The organism is Pseudoalteromonas sp. B131b, from assembly GCF_037162545.1.
Lineage (GTDB): Bacteria > Pseudomonadota > Gammaproteobacteria > Enterobacterales > Alteromonadaceae > Pseudoalteromonas > Pseudoalteromonas fuliginea.
Genome location: NZ_JARLUZ010000001.1, coordinates 1,127,931 through 1,143,796, shown reverse-complemented (window position 1 = coordinate 1,143,796; position 15,866 = coordinate 1,127,931). Strand labels below are relative to the sequence as shown.

The following is a 15,866-nucleotide window of genomic DNA, read 5'->3' as shown; positions in this document are numbered from 1 at the left end:
AATTCCTAACCTTTACTTTCAAGTATTAAGTAATGACTTAAACCGAGTTGCTCAATTGAATGTGTTAATGCTTCACTCGCCCCTACCCAAATTATTTTATGCTTAATGATAAGCAGATGTTTTTGCAAAGCACATAAAAGTTGAATTGAAGCAGTATCGGCAGACATTACATCGCTAATATCAAGACAAATATCATTATTACTATTGAGTTCTTTTAGTAAATCTTGATGCAGTGTTTCAGCTTGCATAATGACAAGTTCACGTGGAAGTTTTAACATTTAGTAAGTACATTCCTTGTCAATTTATTTCATAATAAAAGCTTAGACCTAGTTATTAAAAATGCCATAAAAGGGCCTAAAAAAATTAAATTAATTTTTGTAACAGGAATGAAAAACAAAAAAAGGAGCATAAAGCTCCTTTAAAATACATGAAAAGTTAAAAACTAGTTTTTATAGTAATCGGCTATTTTTTTAAACTCTTCGGTTAAAGTCGTCGCATTAATTAATGGCACACTACCTTGTTTAAATTCGGGTTTAAAAATAGCTCTTACGGCTCCATGTTGATCAACCATAGCGACCGAAGCACTATGATCAACTGCATATTCTGATTCACTACTATCGCTAATGGCGTAAATTAAGCCAAGCTCTCGAACAACAGGAAAAAGGTGTTTATGTTCCCCTGATACAGCTAAAAAATCAGGGTTAAAGTAATCTATATATTGCTTTCGTTTAGCTGGTGTATCGCGTTTTGGATCAACCGATAAAAACCAAACTTGTAGCGGATAATCTGCCTGTAAGTTTTTATAAACAGCATTTAACTTAGCTAGTGTTAATGGACAAATATCTGGGCAGCTTGTGTAGCCTAAAAATACTAAATTCCACTGTCCTAAAAATTGTTGCTTAGTCACTAATTCGCCGCGCTGATCGTTTAACGTAAAATCAGACAGTGGCTTTGCATTTTCGTAAACTAATGCATCTACATCTGGTGGACTATTTTCATTTGAACATGCTGATAAAAACAAAACTAAAACAACAATTAATCCAAGCCATAACTGCTTCATAAAGGGAGCCATTTATCTATAAATAAGATTACAAAGAGTACCATTAAATGAATAATCGAAAAACGAAATAAGCCCATTGCAGTCTCATCATTTCCAGCAATTTTTAATTTGACCGCCTTATATATAAACACTGCATTTAATACACATGCGCCTATTAAATAAATTACTCCAGACATACCGATTAAATAAGGCAATACGCAAACAACAGCGAGTAAAACAGAGTAGGCAACGACGCAGGTTTTACAAAAGTCGATTCCATGGGTTACCGGTAACATAGGGATTTTAGCGCGTTCGTAATCACTTTTTCGTGCTATAGCCAGCGCCCAAAAGTGTGGCGGAGTCCAGGTAAATATTATCATTACAAGTAACCAAGGGGCTGCTGCCATTTGGTTTGTTTCTGACACCCAACCTAATAATGGAGGCATTGCGCCAGCCAACCCACCTATAACAATATTTTGCGGTGTAGCACGCTTTAAAAATGATGTATAAACAAATGCATAACCTACCAATGCAAATAACGTTAATATAGCGGTTAAGGTATTAGCCCACACCATTAGCATAATAAAACCAGCAACCCCAATAATAGCTGCAAAGCTAAGCGCATGTGTTTTACTTAGACGCCCTTTAGCCACAGGACGATGACGAGTCCTTGCCATTTTTGAGTCTATCTCGCTATCAACCACGTGATTAATAACCGCTGCAGCAGCAGAAAGTAGCCCTATACCTAACAAGCTAATAAACTGTACAGCCATACCACGCCCTACATCGGGAGCCAGCGCTAAACCAACCCAAGCTGTTAGTACCAGCATGGCTACCACTTTAAATTTACTAATTGCTAAGTAGTCTTGCAGCAAACTATGAGTACGCGAAATTAGCGATTGAGTATTAACGGGTAGCAGTATTTTTTTATCAATTATAAGTGCCATTACATTTCCCCTTTATGTGCGTGATTTTAGGTAATAACACAACCTAACCATGCTTAATAACAGTATGGCAGCCATCAAATTATGCGCCAGTGCAACTCCCAACGGAATATGCAAATGTACTAAAATAAGCCCTAAGCTAATTTGGCAAAGCAGGACAAGTAATACGCTCACCACGCAATTTTTAATTTTTTTAGAGTACGCTTGGCTGTATATTTTCCACATAATTAGCGCCAGAACGATGCAAGTAACCAGTGCCCAAATGCGGTGTAATAAATGAATAGACATACGCGCTTGCTGCGATAACACACCAAACTCATAATTACTGTGCTCAAGTGGTAATTGAAATACGCTACTCAATGAAAACGGTTGTGCGTAATTACACAATGGCAAACCACTACAATGAGGAGCGGCGTAATTTGCAGCCAGCCAACCACCAAGTGCAATTTGGATAATTAATACACTGAGCGCTACTAAACTTAAACCAAAATAGCGTTTTGCGCCGCTATCGCCACCCATAATAGGTTTTGCGGTTAGCCGTAAATATAAAAGCGTTATAAGTGACAAAATACTAAAGCCACCTAATAAGTGGCCCATTACAATAAGCGGCTGAAGGTTCATGGTTACTGTCCACATACCAAGGGCAGCCTGAAACACCACGAGTAGAAGTAAAGCTAAAGGCAATTTAACTGGCGTAGTTGGATATTGGCGCTTTAAAAAAGCCAACACAAATAAACCTAAAATAAGTAAACCTAAAGCACCTGCAAAGTAGCGATGAATCATTTCTTTCCACGCTTTTGCTGTTTCGAACATCATATCGGGGTAGCTTTGAGTTGCTAAGGCTATGTCAGCCTCATGCTTAGGTACCGTTAAAAAGCCATAACAACCAGGCCAGTCGGGGCACCCTAAACCTGCATCGCTTAAGCGGGTGTACGCACCTAAAGCAACTACAATCAAAGCGAGTAACCCTGTTATTAATACTAAGTTTTTATAATTTTTATACATCAGATACTCCAACTTAAGCTCAGCTTAGTTAGCTAGAACGAGAATAGTTAAGTAATTTTTTTAGATCTTTTAATAACCCTTTTTGTACTAAACGGTTTTCTTGTGGCTCAGCCTTAAAGGGATATTCAAGTACCACTAACCCCATATGATCAATTAAATATAAACTTGCAGGATTTAAACTCTGTTGCTCTGTAATAATTTTCCATGGTAGATTTTTATTGTCGGGACTTCCCATTACAGCCATATCAACCTTGCCTTGGTTTTTACCAAGTGCCACATATAAGTTATTCAGTGCATTGAGCTGTTCGCTGCATGGGGTGTTACATTCGTTTGAATAATTAAGTGCAATAGTCCATTGTTTGGGATTATTTTGCGGCCAATTTTTAAGTTTTATTTCTTGGCTTAAAAACTCACCATTATTAGTAATTGCAGTAGGCAACCAATCAAACTTTAAAGCGCCATATGCCAAAGCTAATGGGATTGCGCAGCAGCCCACAAACAACAAAAGGGATTATTTTTCATTATGTGTCCTTTTTTTACTCGCAAAAATAGCCACAACAGCACATGCAACAGCAATTAAAAACCATTGCACAGCGTAGGCATTATGCTTTTGAGGGCTCATAACAACGGCCTCATAATGAGGTGTTGCAATCTCATCACCAGTACCTTGTCTGTAAGCCATAAAATTAATTAATGATTGCTGGCTTTGAGTGCTCAACATATCCAAGTCGATAGATTGGATTCTTGTAGGTAAGTCGTTATTTGTAGTTTTATCTTCAAGCGTAAAGCTACTTAAATTATTTTCTTTTATTTGCGCTTTAAGAATAAAAATACCTTTAGGCAGAGTAACCTTTGGCAGTGCATCTCTAGATATAGGCGCTTTTACCCATCCTAAATTAACTAAAATCACTTTTTCTTCGGTGTCTGGCTTTAGTAAAGCAAGTAAGTCGTACCCTACTTGCCCGTTATAAACTTGATTATCTAAAAGCCAATATTGGTTTTGCACAAATCGCCCTTTTAACTCAACCAATACACCAGTTTTGTTCCAGCTATCAGGCAGGTTAAGTAATTGAGACCAGCTCATCACACCTCGAGTCTGTTGCTTAGCAATAGCGGTTAGTTGTTGCTGCTTTTGCTCACCTCGCTCCAACTGCCAAAACCCTAATCGCACACACACAAGTACAACAACCACAACCATACAAAGTGTGATTAGTGAGCTAAGCTTTTGTTTGTGCCATAAAACTAACTGCATAAAGGGTCAACTCAGTGATTATTAAAATTATTATCGTACTGTTGTTAATATTTATACTTTTTAACTTATTTAGAGCATTGTTTATTATGGTGTCAGGGAAAACTGAGGGACGACCTATGTCTCACTTTTTAGGTCGTCGCGTATTGTTTTCGGTCGTTGTTTTAGTTGTTGTTATTGCAGCGCTTAAACTTGGTTTTATTAAAGCAAATAATTCGCCAATAAACGCTACAGCACATATACAAATACAAACAAACACAGCCACACCACATCTACAAAGTGCCAATACCAAGCAGCTGCTTGAAAAGCAAAGTGCTTATCTTTAGTAAAGTGCCCTTTTAATATCCGTAAAAATATTACAAATAAAAGTACGGTTCCTAGCGTTACATGCATGCCATGAAAACCAGTCAATAGAAAGAACGTATTACCGTAAATGCCCGCATCTAGCGTTAGATTAAGGTCATTATATGCATGCATGTACTCCTCAACTTGCAGCCCTAAAAAGCAAACGCCCAATAAAATAGTAGCGCCTAAAAAAACCTTAAGTGGAGTGCGTTTATTGTTTTCCATTGCTACGTGGGCAAAATGTAAAGTAACTGAGGAAGTAAGCAGTATTAAGGTATTTATAAGCGGTAAGCCTTGCCAGCCCATAGCTTGAGTAGTTTCGCCAGCAGGTGTTGAAACTAGCGGCCAAACAGCTTCAAAAGTTGGCCATAAAACCTCGTTAGTCATTGCATTATTGCCTGCGCCTCCAAGCCAAGGTACCGACAATACCCGTGCATAAAAAAGCGCACCAAAAAAGGCCATAAAAAACATAACTTCAGAAAAAATAAACCAGCTCATACCTTGTCTAAAAGAGCGATCCATTTGTGCTGAGTACAAACCTTGGTCCGACTCACTAATTACATTTTTAAACCAGCTAAACAACATATACACAAGTACAGCAATACCGGCATAAAGCAGATAAACCCCGCTACCACCTTCTTTACCTACACTCATAACTGTTAAGCCTGCCCCTACTGCAATAAAAAACAATGCAACAGCACCTACAATAGGCCACGGGCTTTGTTCTGGTACATAATAATGCTCATATTCTTGATTCATTTTATTTACTCCTAGTTTCACACTAGTTTAAAAAGCTAGTTATTACTTGCCACCAGCTGTTCACTAATATCAAATACGGTATAAGATAAAGTTAATTCTTCAATATCGCTTGGCAGTGCGGTATCAACATAAAAAAGCAATTTAAATTCAAGTTCTTCCCCTGCTTTTAGAGGTTGCTGATCAAAGCAAAAACAGGCTATTTTATGTAAATACTTTGCCGCTTTACCTGGTGAGACTGATGGTACAGCCTGCATTACTTTATCTAGGTTGCTGCTATTTTTAGCACTAAACATTACCTCACGCATTGCACCTGGTTTTACCACTACACTGTATTCTTTTGATTTAACTTCAAACGGTGCACCACTTTGTGCGTGAGTAGTAAAGCTAACGCCGACTTCTCGGTTTTGTACTATTTGTGTACTTTGCTCTGCTTGCTCAAGCGAAGGCTTTCCATTAAGCCCTGTTACATCACAAAACACGTCATACAAAGGTACTAAAGCAAAGGCAAAGGCAAACATGCCTATGCAAATAAGTACCAAACGTTTGAGTAGCGGTGTGTGTGTCATTACTTAATAACCGGCGGCGTAGAAAAAGTATGATATGGCGCTGGAGAGTCAACTTCCCACTCAAGCCCTTCTGCCCCTTCCCATACTTTTGCAGGCACTTTATCACCGCCACGCGCGCATTTAATTACCACAGCTACAAACAACAATTGCGATAAACCAAAGGCAAACCCACCAATACTTATGATTGCATTAAAGTCGGCAAATTGAAGAGCGTAATCGGGAATCCGACGCGGCATACCGGCAAGCCCTACAAAATGCATAGGAAAAAACAGTACGTTCACGCTCACCAGCGATAGCCAAAAATGCCATTTAGCCAATGTGATATTAAACATATTGCCTGTCCACTTGGGCAGCCAGTAATAGGCCCCCGCCATTATCGAAAATACAGCCCCTGTTACTAATACGTAATGAAAGTGCGCCACTACAAAATAAGTATCGTGATATTGAAAGTCAGCAGGTGTAATTGCCAGCATCAATCCCGAAAAACCACCTAAGGTAAACAGCACAATAAACGCAATACTAAAAAGCATTGGCACTTCAAAAGTTATTGAGCCTTTCCACATTGTGGCAACCCAATTAAATACTTTTACTCCTGTAGGTACCGATATAAGCATGGTCGCGTACATAAAAAACAACTCGCCAGCGACCGGCATCCCAGTAGTAAACATATGATGAGCCCATACAATAAAGCTCAATAGTGCTATGGAGGATGTGGCGTATACCATTGAGGCATAACCAAAAAGTTTTTTACGAGAAAAGGTAGGTACTATTGTAGATATAATGCCAAAGGCAGGAAGAATCATTATGTATACTTCGGGGTGACCAAAAAACCAAAAAATGTGTTGGAACATCACCGGGTCGCCACCGCCTGCGGCATCAAAAAAGCTGGTCGCAAAGTACTTATCGGTAAGTACCATAGTGACAGCCCCTGCAAGTACTGGCATTACCGCTATTAATAAAAAGGCAGTAATTAACCACGTCCATACAAATAAGGGCAACTTCATCCATGTCATGCCTGGGGCACGTAAGTTCACTATGGTTACAATCACATTGATTGCGCCCATTATTGAGCTAATTCCCATAATATGTACGGCAAATACAAACAATGCAGTATTATCATTACTGTATGTTGTGGACAGTGGTGCATAAAAAGTCCAACCAAATGCAGGACCCCCACCAGGCATAAATAACGATGCCAATAGGATTAAGAACGCAAACGGTAAAATCCAAAAGCTCCAGTTATTCATTCTTGGCAATGCCATATCTGGCGCGCCAATCATGAGTGGTATCATCCAGTTAGCAAGGCCTGTAAAGGCTGGCATAACCGCACCAAACACCATAATTAAACCATGCACTGTGGTCATTTGATTAAAAAAGTGAGGGTCGACCAACTGTAAACCTGGTTGAAATAGTTCAGCTCTGATCACCATAGCCATTGCGCCACCAATTAAGAACATGGTCAGCGAAAAAATTAAATATAAACTACCTATATCTTTATGATTAGTTGTGTAAAGCCAGCGTTTAAAACCTTTAGCTGGGTGATGAGCATGATGAGCTTCATTGGCGTTAGGTTGTTCTACTATGCTACTCATTAGTTCGCCTCCACTTTGGCATCAAGTGCTGTCTGTATTTGACTCGGTTGAATAACATCACCCGTATCATTACCCCACGCATTACGTTTATAAGTAATAACCGCAGCTAATTGCTTTATAGATAACTGCTTGGCAAAAGCTTGCATTGCCGTACCGGGTCGTCCATGGATAACTACATCAATGTGATCTTTTATATCGCCAAGCACTATCGGACTGCCTTTAAGTGCAGGAAATACACCCGGTAACCCCATGCCCGTAGGCTGATGGCACGCTGCACAATTAGCCATATATACTTGTTCGCCTAAAGTCATTAACTCTTCTTTTGGGAGGGTTTTATCAAGTAATGCGGCATCTGCTAATGCTGCTTTTTGTTTAGCCTGCTTTGCATCTGCTAACCATGTTTTAAAATCAGCCTCAGATTTAGCAACCACCACAACAGGCATGAAGCCATGATCTTTACCACACAGCTCGGCACATTGGCCTCGGTAAGTACCTTCTTCGTTAATATTGGTCCATGTTTCGTTTATAAAGCCGGGGTTCGCATCTTTTTTAACTGCAAAATCAGGTACCCACCAAGAGTGAATAACATCATCAGAAGTCATTAAAAATCGTACTTTTTGATTTATTGGCAGTACAAGAGGCTTATCAACCTCAAGTAAGTAGTTAGGGTTTTTATCTGCAAGATTCGCTATTTCATCTTGCGGGGTAGACAAAATAGAGTAGAACTCTACATCTTCGCCCATATATTCATAATGCCATTTCCATTGCGAACCCGTAATTTTAATAGTGAGATCAGCTTTGCTGGCATCTTCCATTGCAATAAGGGTTTTAGTGGCTGGTACTGCCATAGCAATTAAAATAACAAACGGAATTGCAGTCCAAAGTATTTCTACTTTAGTGCTTTCGTGAAATTGGGCAGGTACAGCCCCTTTAGATTTACGGTGATGAATAAGTGCCCAAAACATAATTGCGAACACTATCACCCCAATCACACAACATATTATAAATATGGTCATGTGCAGCTGATATACATTATTGCTTATATCGGTTACGCCTTTGCGCATATTGTATTGGCTGTTCGCCAAAACTGAGTGCGAAAAAACACATAATATAAGCCACAAGGTAGAGGTCAGTTTACCCATGTGACGGCTCCTTTGATGCTATTGCGAATGCAAAGCGAAGAGGCATACGGCTTAAACGCCAATTCGTTATTTTTATTTTTTTAGCCAATCTTATTTAATATTGATTGGTTTTGCTGCGCCAACAACGAGTTTGTGTATATTGTGTGTTCTCAAAACTAAAAAGCTGTGAGTTATTATTAGCTCAGCACATTAATAATTAGCTAAAAAACGAACAACAAGCAAGTTTTAGTATAAAAAACAATCAGGTGATATTGAGTAATTAATAAAAAGTCAGTAATCAACTAGTCAACAGGAAGTTCAAAATATGAGCAAAACAAAGGGGTTTAACGTATTCGGAGGGGGAAATATAAGTGCAAAAAAATTTACAGCTAAAATAATTAGTTGGCTGTTTACGTCATATTTTTAGTGCTAATGTTAAAACAAAAATGCGTGCTAAAAAGCACGCATTTATAAAAATAAATTAAAAACTACATCCAATCAGCGTTTCTTATAACTCCAACGGCTAAACCTTCTATATTAAAAGATTCATTTTCTAGATCAACTTCAATTGGCGAAAAGTCGTCATTCTCAGCATGCAATAATACTTTTCGGCCTGCTTTTTCAAACCGCTTTACGGTAACATCATCATCAACACGAGCAACTACAACTTGTCCATTTTCTGCAACTTGAGTTTTATGCACAGCTAACAAATCACCATCCATAATACCTATATCTTTCATGCTCATACCGTTAACGCGCAATAAAAAATCAGCAGCTGGTTTAAACATTAATGGATCAATTTTACAATGACTCTCAACGTGCTCTTGCGCCAAAATAGGCTCTCCCGCTGCGACTCGCCCGATAAGAGGTAAACCTAACTGTTCAGGCTCTTCTTCCTCAACAAGTTGAATACCTCGGCTTGCACCTGGTTTCATCTTAATAGCACCTTTTTTAGCAAGCGCTTTTAAATGCTCTTCAGCAGCATTGGCACTTTTAAAGCCTAATGTTTGTGCAATTTCAGCACGTGTAGGAGGCATACCAGTGTCTTTAATAAAAACTTTAACTAATTCGAGAATTTGAGCTTGGCGCTTCGTTAATGGTCGCATACAACTGGTTTTCCATACAGTACATTTAACTGTGAGTATATACAGTTAAATAAAAATCGCAAATTTAAATTACATTGATTGCTTGCTGTTAATAAATCACTTTTACACTTATGTAGAAACAACGACTGCTTACATAAAATAAACATTTGTATCTTTATATTTACGATTAAGGGCTAATTTGATGACAGCCACATGTTAATAAATTGAAAACAACTTATTAACATGTACACTTTATGTGTACAAACACTTAAAAGGATTATCAAATGAAAAAATATTCACCATTGTTTATTGGCTTATTGTTTAGCGGCTATGCGTATGCCCAAGTCCCACTTTTCGAAGTGCAGCACTCTAACTTTACGCAAAACATTAATAAAGAAGGTAATGCTCAATCTCAATTTGGACAACCGCTTTTCGAACTAAGCGCAAAAACCAATGCATTCTTTTTACCTGTTCAGGGAAGTGACATTGAATTTATCAAAAGTACAGCAAGTACATCAGCAACTGGTAACTTAATTTGGGTAGGTAAAAGCTTAGATGGTGACGAAGTAACACTGATAAAATCTACAAAGGGGATTTCTGGTACGATAAAGGTAAATGAACATGTTTATAAATTGCAACCGAATAAACATTCTGGTCATAATTTTATTGAATTAGATCCTGCCAAGCAACCTGCTGAGCATGCACCCGATTATCAGCAATCTAGCAACACTATTTCAATCAGTGAACAAATTTTAACAGAACAAAGCTTCCAAACAGCTATGGCAACTAACGCGCAAAGCAATATTAGCTTACTCGTTTTATACACCCCAGCCGCAGAACAAAAATCTAGTGATATTAATAGCTTGATTGATCTTGCAATAGTAGAAACTAATCAGGGTTACCAAAACTCAGGTGTCAACGCAGTTGTTAGTTTGGCCCATGTAAGCCGAGTTAATTATACTGAAGCTACAAATTCAGGTACGGATTTAAATCGTTTAGCTACCAAAAACGATGGTTATATGGATGAAGCGCACACACTACGAGATCAATACGGTGCTGATGTAGTCATATTAATAAACGACGTTAACGGCTACTGTGGCCAAGCCAAAGCAATTGGTGCAAATGCTAACAGCGCATTTGCGATGGTTGATTATGACTGTGCAACCGGCTATTACTCTTTCGGTCATGAAATTGGTCATTTACAAGGTGCTCGTCATAACCCTGAAAACGATCCATCAACATCTCCTTATTCGTTCGGCCATGGTTATCAGCAACCTCAATCACAATGGCGTTCAGTAATGGCTTATAACTGCACAAATAACTGCACAAGAATCAATTACTGGTCAAATCCAAACAAATCATACAGCGGAAGTGTTATGGGAACTCCATCAAAACACGATAACGCTAGAGTCTTAAATTTAACAAACCCCACAATTGCAAATTTTAGATCTGCATCTAGCCCACCGGTAAATAACAATACACTGCAAAATAACCAATCTATCGTTGTTAGTGGTGATCGAAACAGTGAGCAATTGTTTACTTTTACAGTGCCAAGTGAAGCTGAGCAAGTCACATTTTCGACCTCTAATGGCACTGGGGATGTTGACCTACATGTAAAATATAATGCAATTGCAACGAGCAGTAACTACGATTGCCGACCGTATAAAAACGGAAATAATGAAAGCTGTAGCGACACCCGCACTGGTAATTACTCTATTATGATTAAAGGCTACAGTGCTTTTAGTAATGTCGAGTTAATAGCTAGTTACCAATAAAAGATCTGGCTAAGTATAAGCAAGTAACATTATGCTGCTTGCTTATATTTAGCCTAGGGCGATTTCTTCTTTACTGCTCGATTGTATCAATAAACTACGATATCCCTATTATTACTTCTTACTATCCGCCTCACGCTATCTGGCTATAAATTTAGATCCACTTTTTTATTTTCATTATCTTAACTTTATGAAAATATAAGCCATATTTTTACTACTATTTTAAAAGGTAAGCTTATGAGTATTTGGTATCAACCTGTTACTTTAGAGTTTTGCAAACAGCTAGATGAGGGTATAAACGGCCAAGGTACACTAATGAAAACCATGGGAATTGAAATTACCGAAATTGGTGATGATTACCTCGTAGCAACTATGCCTGCCATACCAGCGCATCATAATCCAATGGGCATGGTGCATGGAGGAGCCAACGTAGTGCTTGCCGAAACAGTGGCAAGTTATGCAGCTAACTTCGTAGTCGACTTCACTCAGTTTTATTGTGTCGGACAAGAAATTAGCGCCAGTCACTTAAAAGCATCTCGTAATGGTACTTTAACAGCCACCGCAAAAGCGTTTCATATTGGTAAGCGTAGTTCAGTCTGGGAAATAAAAATTACTAATAGTCGAAACGAGCTTTGCTGCGTATCAAGAATGACCGCAGCCGTAGTAGAGCGAAGATAATTACTTACTGTTACTTTTCGATTGGGTAAATTGTAATTTCCATACCCGCACCAATAGCAGATATACGTAATAATGTATCTGCATCTAAAGCTTGGTTAAAACACTTAGGCGATGTGCCTGATTCAAAACCAATATCAAATGTTCTACGTGAACAACTTAGCCATTGCTTTAACGCATTACGCGAACACGATTCAATAAGCTCACAGATATGGTTAATTGCTTTATCTGGTGTACCTACTTCACCTGTAGCTTCAATGCGGGCTAACTGACGGTATTCGTCTTTGTCATAATGTAAAACTGTAGCGACTTTTTTTAAGTCTGCCACTAGCACGCTAATATCCTGCTTTGATTCAAGCTCTAGATCTACATTTAAAAATTGAATTTCCGACATTGTTTAGTATTTATCCTCTAATGATTACACCGCAAACTTTAACGCAGTTTTACTTTTATACCAAATCAACTATGTAATATAAGCTGTTTTATATGGTAAATAGATAGTTTTACGCATTTATAATCCATTATTTAATATTTATCATTTTTAAGTACAAACAATACTTTTTTATAAACTCCATGGCCTGTTGACCTTTGAGGATTAAAATTAAGTGAATTATTGTTTAAAAAAGTATAAAAAATAACCTTGACTTTTATATGCCACCGGTGGCATTTTAAATATGCGGGTTAAATACACTGTTTAAAGAGGTGTATTTAAATAAAGCCAAACACACCTCACTCATATTTACGCTTACTTATAACACAAAAAATAAGTGCAAAATCTGAACTGAGTGGCATTACCTAAATTCAGCAGGAACACACAATGAAAACGTCAAAAAGATTCACTCTCAGGCCACTTAATTACATTATTAGTGCATTATTAATTAGCACGACAGCTCAAATCAGTGCTGAAGAAGCCGAACAAACAAATATAAAAAAGAAAAGTGAAATTGAGTTAATCGAAGTTACAGGCTTTAGATCATCACTTAATAAATCGCTGGCTACCAAAAGGTTTGAAGTAAATACCACGGAATCAATTGCAGCCGAAGACATTGGTAAATTTCCAGATTTAAATATCGCAGAGTCACTACAGCGAATCCCTGGTGTCGCAATTTCGCGAGAAGGAGGAGAAGGACGTCAAATTACTCTACGTGGTTTAGGCCCATCTTTTACCCGCTCAACCCTTAATGGTATGGAAGTTCCTGCTAGTACAGATGGGACTGATTCGGGTGGTGGTGTAAATGGCGGCAGAGCATTTGACTTCAACGTTTTTGCATCAGAGCTATTCAATCGCGTTGATATTCAAAAATCACCAACAGCTGCAACCGAAGAAGGAGGTATTGCAGGTACTGTCGATATGTATTCAGCAAAACCTTTTGATTCCCCCGGTCTTCATGTAGCTGCGTCGGCACAGGCAGGCTATAACGATTTAACAGAAGAGACAGACCCTAGAATGGTATTTATGATCAGTAATACATTTGCTGACGATACCTTTGGGGCTTTATTCTCTGTCGCTAAATCAGAGCGCACAGTTCGCCAAGAAGGTTTTGGTACCGTTCGCTGGACAACCCCCGTCAAAGACGGCGGCGGTGTCTATGCTGACACATCAAATACTGACGTTATTGGCACAGCTGATGTGGGAAATTGTGAATTTGAAGGTGAGCAAGTTGATGATGTAAATTGCCTATGGACTCCTCGACTTCCCCGCCCTGATTTTTTTGGTAATGAACAAGATAGATTAGGTTTTACAGGCTCATTACAGTATGCGCCTAACGATGACTTAGTAATTACCTTCGATACCTTGCATTCTACCCTCGACAACAGTCGTACGATGTATAATTTCTTCGAAATGTTCAGAAATACATTTAGCGAGATCACTCCAGACTCTATTACAGTTGCCGAAAATGGAAAACAAATTCAGGCAGGTACATTTAGTGGAGTAAAGTCCCGTGCAGAAAGCCGTCAACAGGTATCTAAAACAAAATTTAAACAGTATGTGTTATCTGGTAAATACCACCTATCTGACTACTTAAAATTAGATGCAATGATCGGCACCGCTGAGTCAAATGCTCGCTCTGAGCAATATCGTTATAATATGACCAGCAATACACCTCATACCGTCTCAATTGATTTTGGAAATAGCGCAAATACTGCAGTGATGGATTATGGCTATGATAATTTAGATGCAAGTTCATTTAATTTAACAGACGGTCGACTTCGTGCTACGGATGTACTCAGAAAAAATGATACTGCCAAATTAGATTTAACTTACGAAACAGACTTTATGAGCATTAAAGGTGGGATTGCTTATAACGATAGAACAGTAAACTATGATGAATCGCAAATTAATGGATTTCCGGATCAAGAGTCAGCCGTCGGCTTTTCACAATTAATGCCTTACGATGATTATGGTTCAGGCTATGATGGTACGTTACCGCAATTTATTGTGGCCGATTTTGATGCAATTGAATCACAACTACTCAATAAAGAGTGGACGGCGCGAAGTGCACAAAGCTGGGAAGTTGAAGAGGAAACCATCGCTGCTTATATTCAATCAGATTTTGAATATGAAATATCTGATATGCTCCTACGAACAAATGTAGGCTTACGTTATGTAAAAACAGAAACAACATCAACGGGCTTTATTCAAAGCGATCCTGTTGAAATTGAAAATAGTTACGATAATGTTTTACCTGTTTTAAATTTAGCACTGGATGCAACGCAAGATGTTGTTGTACGTTTAGGGTTATCCAAAACCATGACCCGTCCAAGCCTTGGCTCACTAAACCCAGGTAACCCATCATTCTCCTATTTAAATGGAACAGTCAGTGCGGGTAATCCATTTTTAGACCCATTCACCTCAACAAATACTGATTTAGGTATCGAATGGTATTTTGATGAAGAGTCGCTACTTGCTTTAACTGGTTTTTATAAAGATATAGGTACTTTCATCACCAGCTCAACTGAAGAAAAATTAGTTGACCCTGCATACTTACCTTTCATTGATAACGATCCGCAATACGATCCATCAAGTGCACTTGACCCAAGAACAACACCCTACACCCATTACGTACCTGTAAATGGCAAGGGAACTGTTGTTAAAGGTATTGAGCTAATATATCAACAGCCATTTAGCTTTTTACCGGGGTTATTAAAAAATACCGGTATTGTTTCTAACTACACTCACGTATCCGCAGGAGAAATAACGGGGCTTTCTAAAAATTCATATAATTTCACACTTTATTACGAAGAAGAAAATTATGGCGCTCGCGTTTCAATGAATAAACGCGATAACTACATTACTGATTATACTGGCAGTAATGGTAATGCTGAAGAAGCAACAACAGGTCCAGCACATTATGACCTTTCTGCTTTTTATAACCTCAATGACAATGTAACCGTAACATTTGAAGCTATTAACTTAACCGATGAATATGAGCGCTTGTATACCACTGGTGACGGAACTCTTAATTTACCACGAGAGTATAATCATACTGGTAGGCAATTCTTTTTAGGTATTCGCTATAGTATGTAAGTATCTTAACCAAAGCTCAGGTTAAATAGCTTATACAAAGCTGATAGTTTCCCCGCACTATCAGCTTTTTTTACAAAAATAAAAAGAGCAAGTACCAGTAACCATTTCAAGCTAAATTCTAAGTCTTCTTTATCTTTTTTAATCAACAGCTTAAACTAGCCATTCCTGTAGTTCACATATGTGAT

Annotated in this window: 15 protein-coding genes and 1 pseudogene; 4 read left to right on the top strand and 12 right to left on the bottom strand. The window is 38.3% G+C overall.

The window, feature by feature from the left end; translation table 11 throughout:
• Positions 1 to 5 precede the first annotated feature (5 nt).
• From P4S65_RS05340 to P4S65_RS05315, 6 genes and pseudogenes are all read right to left on the bottom strand, one after another.
• On the bottom strand, positions 6 to 278 hold the full coding sequence (locus P4S65_RS05340; protein ID WP_007376404.1) for an STAS domain-containing protein: 273 nt from the start codon (positions 276 to 278) through the stop codon (positions 6 to 8).
• A gap of 164 nt (positions 279 to 442) precedes the next feature.
• Positions 443 to 1,060, bottom strand: a complete 618-nt coding sequence (locus P4S65_RS05335) for an SCO family protein (RefSeq protein WP_337119713.1) — start codon at positions 1,058 to 1,060, stop codon at positions 443 to 445.
• Positions 1,057 to 1,986, bottom strand: coding sequence for a heme o synthase (cyoE, locus tag P4S65_RS05330; RefSeq protein ID WP_096792252.1), 930 nt, complete (start codon positions 1,984 to 1,986; stop codon positions 1,057 to 1,059). Before cyoE ends, P4S65_RS05335 begins: the two co-directional genes overlap by 4 nt.
• Before the next feature lie 12 nt (positions 1,987 to 1,998).
• Positions 1,999 to 2,988: a COX15/CtaA family protein gene (locus P4S65_RS05325; protein ID WP_096792251.1), complete on the bottom strand. Its 990-nt coding sequence runs from the start codon at positions 2,986 to 2,988 to the stop codon at positions 1,999 to 2,001.
• A 28-nt stretch (positions 2,989 to 3,016) separates the two neighbouring features.
• A pseudogene (locus P4S65_RS05320) lies at positions 3,017 to 3,510 on the bottom strand (transmembrane cytochrome oxidase associated protein).
• Positions 3,500 to 4,240, bottom strand: a complete 741-nt coding sequence (locus P4S65_RS05315; RefSeq protein WP_337119711.1) for an SURF1 family protein — start codon at positions 4,238 to 4,240, stop codon at positions 3,500 to 3,502. Before P4S65_RS05315 ends, P4S65_RS05320 begins: the two are co-directional and overlap by 11 nt.
• Before the next feature lie 14 nt (positions 4,241 to 4,254).
• Here P4S65_RS05315 and P4S65_RS05310 point away from each other — a divergent pair, with 14 nt between their 5' ends.
• Entirely contained in the window at positions 4,255 to 4,563 is a 309-nt protein-coding gene (locus P4S65_RS05310; RefSeq protein WP_081824568.1) for a DUF2909 family protein, read from the top strand.
• On the opposite strand, the gene P4S65_RS05305 is transcribed toward P4S65_RS05310, so the two are convergent.
• The 5 genes from P4S65_RS05305 to lexA form a co-directional block, all read right to left on the bottom strand.
• Positions 4,466 to 5,341, bottom strand: a complete 876-nt coding sequence (locus P4S65_RS05305) for a cytochrome c oxidase subunit 3 (protein ID WP_002959610.1) — start codon at positions 5,339 to 5,341, stop codon at positions 4,466 to 4,468. The two genes, P4S65_RS05310 and P4S65_RS05305, sit on opposite strands and share 98 nt — an antisense overlap.
• Positions 5,342 to 5,376: 35 nt before the next feature.
• A complete protein-coding gene (locus P4S65_RS05300; protein ID WP_337119710.1) occupies positions 5,377 to 5,907 on the bottom strand; it encodes a cytochrome c oxidase assembly protein in 531 nt (176 codons plus the stop codon).
• Positions 5,907 to 7,499 (bottom strand): cytochrome c oxidase subunit I, encoded by a 1,593-nt coding sequence (ctaD, locus tag P4S65_RS05295; RefSeq protein ID WP_002959615.1) that lies wholly within the window; start codon positions 7,497 to 7,499, stop codon positions 5,907 to 5,909. The genes P4S65_RS05300 and ctaD overlap by 1 nt, the downstream gene beginning before the upstream one ends.
• Positions 7,499 to 8,641: a cytochrome c oxidase subunit II gene (coxB, locus tag P4S65_RS05290; protein WP_033039608.1), complete on the bottom strand. Its 1,143-nt coding sequence runs from the start codon at positions 8,639 to 8,641 to the stop codon at positions 7,499 to 7,501. The genes ctaD and coxB overlap by 1 nt, the downstream gene beginning before the upstream one ends.
• A 467-nt stretch (positions 8,642 to 9,108) precedes the next feature.
• Positions 9,109 to 9,726 (bottom strand): transcriptional repressor LexA, encoded by a 618-nt coding sequence (gene lexA, locus P4S65_RS05285; RefSeq protein WP_007376396.1) that lies wholly within the window; start codon positions 9,724 to 9,726, stop codon positions 9,109 to 9,111.
• A gap of 263 nt (positions 9,727 to 9,989) precedes the next feature.
• Here lexA and P4S65_RS05280 point away from each other — a divergent pair, with 263 nt between their 5' ends.
• Both P4S65_RS05280 and P4S65_RS05275 read left to right on the top strand, forming a co-directional pair.
• On the top strand, positions 9,990 to 11,480 hold the full coding sequence (locus P4S65_RS05280; protein ID WP_337119709.1) for a M12 family metallo-peptidase: 1,491 nt from the start codon (positions 9,990 to 9,992) through the stop codon (positions 11,478 to 11,480).
• 234 nt (positions 11,481 to 11,714) lie between these two features.
• Positions 11,715 to 12,155: a PaaI family thioesterase gene (locus P4S65_RS05275; protein WP_033030264.1), complete on the top strand. Its 441-nt coding sequence runs from the start codon at positions 11,715 to 11,717 to the stop codon at positions 12,153 to 12,155.
• A 10-nt stretch (positions 12,156 to 12,165) separates the two neighbouring features.
• On the opposite strand, the gene P4S65_RS05270 is transcribed toward P4S65_RS05275, so the two are convergent.
• On the bottom strand, positions 12,166 to 12,546 hold the full coding sequence (locus tag P4S65_RS05270; protein ID WP_007376393.1) for a hypothetical protein: 381 nt from the start codon (positions 12,544 to 12,546) through the stop codon (positions 12,166 to 12,168).
• Between the two features lie 423 nt (positions 12,547 to 12,969).
• Here P4S65_RS05270 and P4S65_RS05265 point away from each other — a divergent pair, with 423 nt between their 5' ends.
• Entirely contained in the window at positions 12,970 to 15,681 is a 2,712-nt protein-coding gene (locus tag P4S65_RS05265; protein ID WP_096792244.1) for a TonB-dependent receptor, read from the top strand.
• The last annotated feature ends 185 nt before the right edge of the window (positions 15,682 to 15,866 follow it).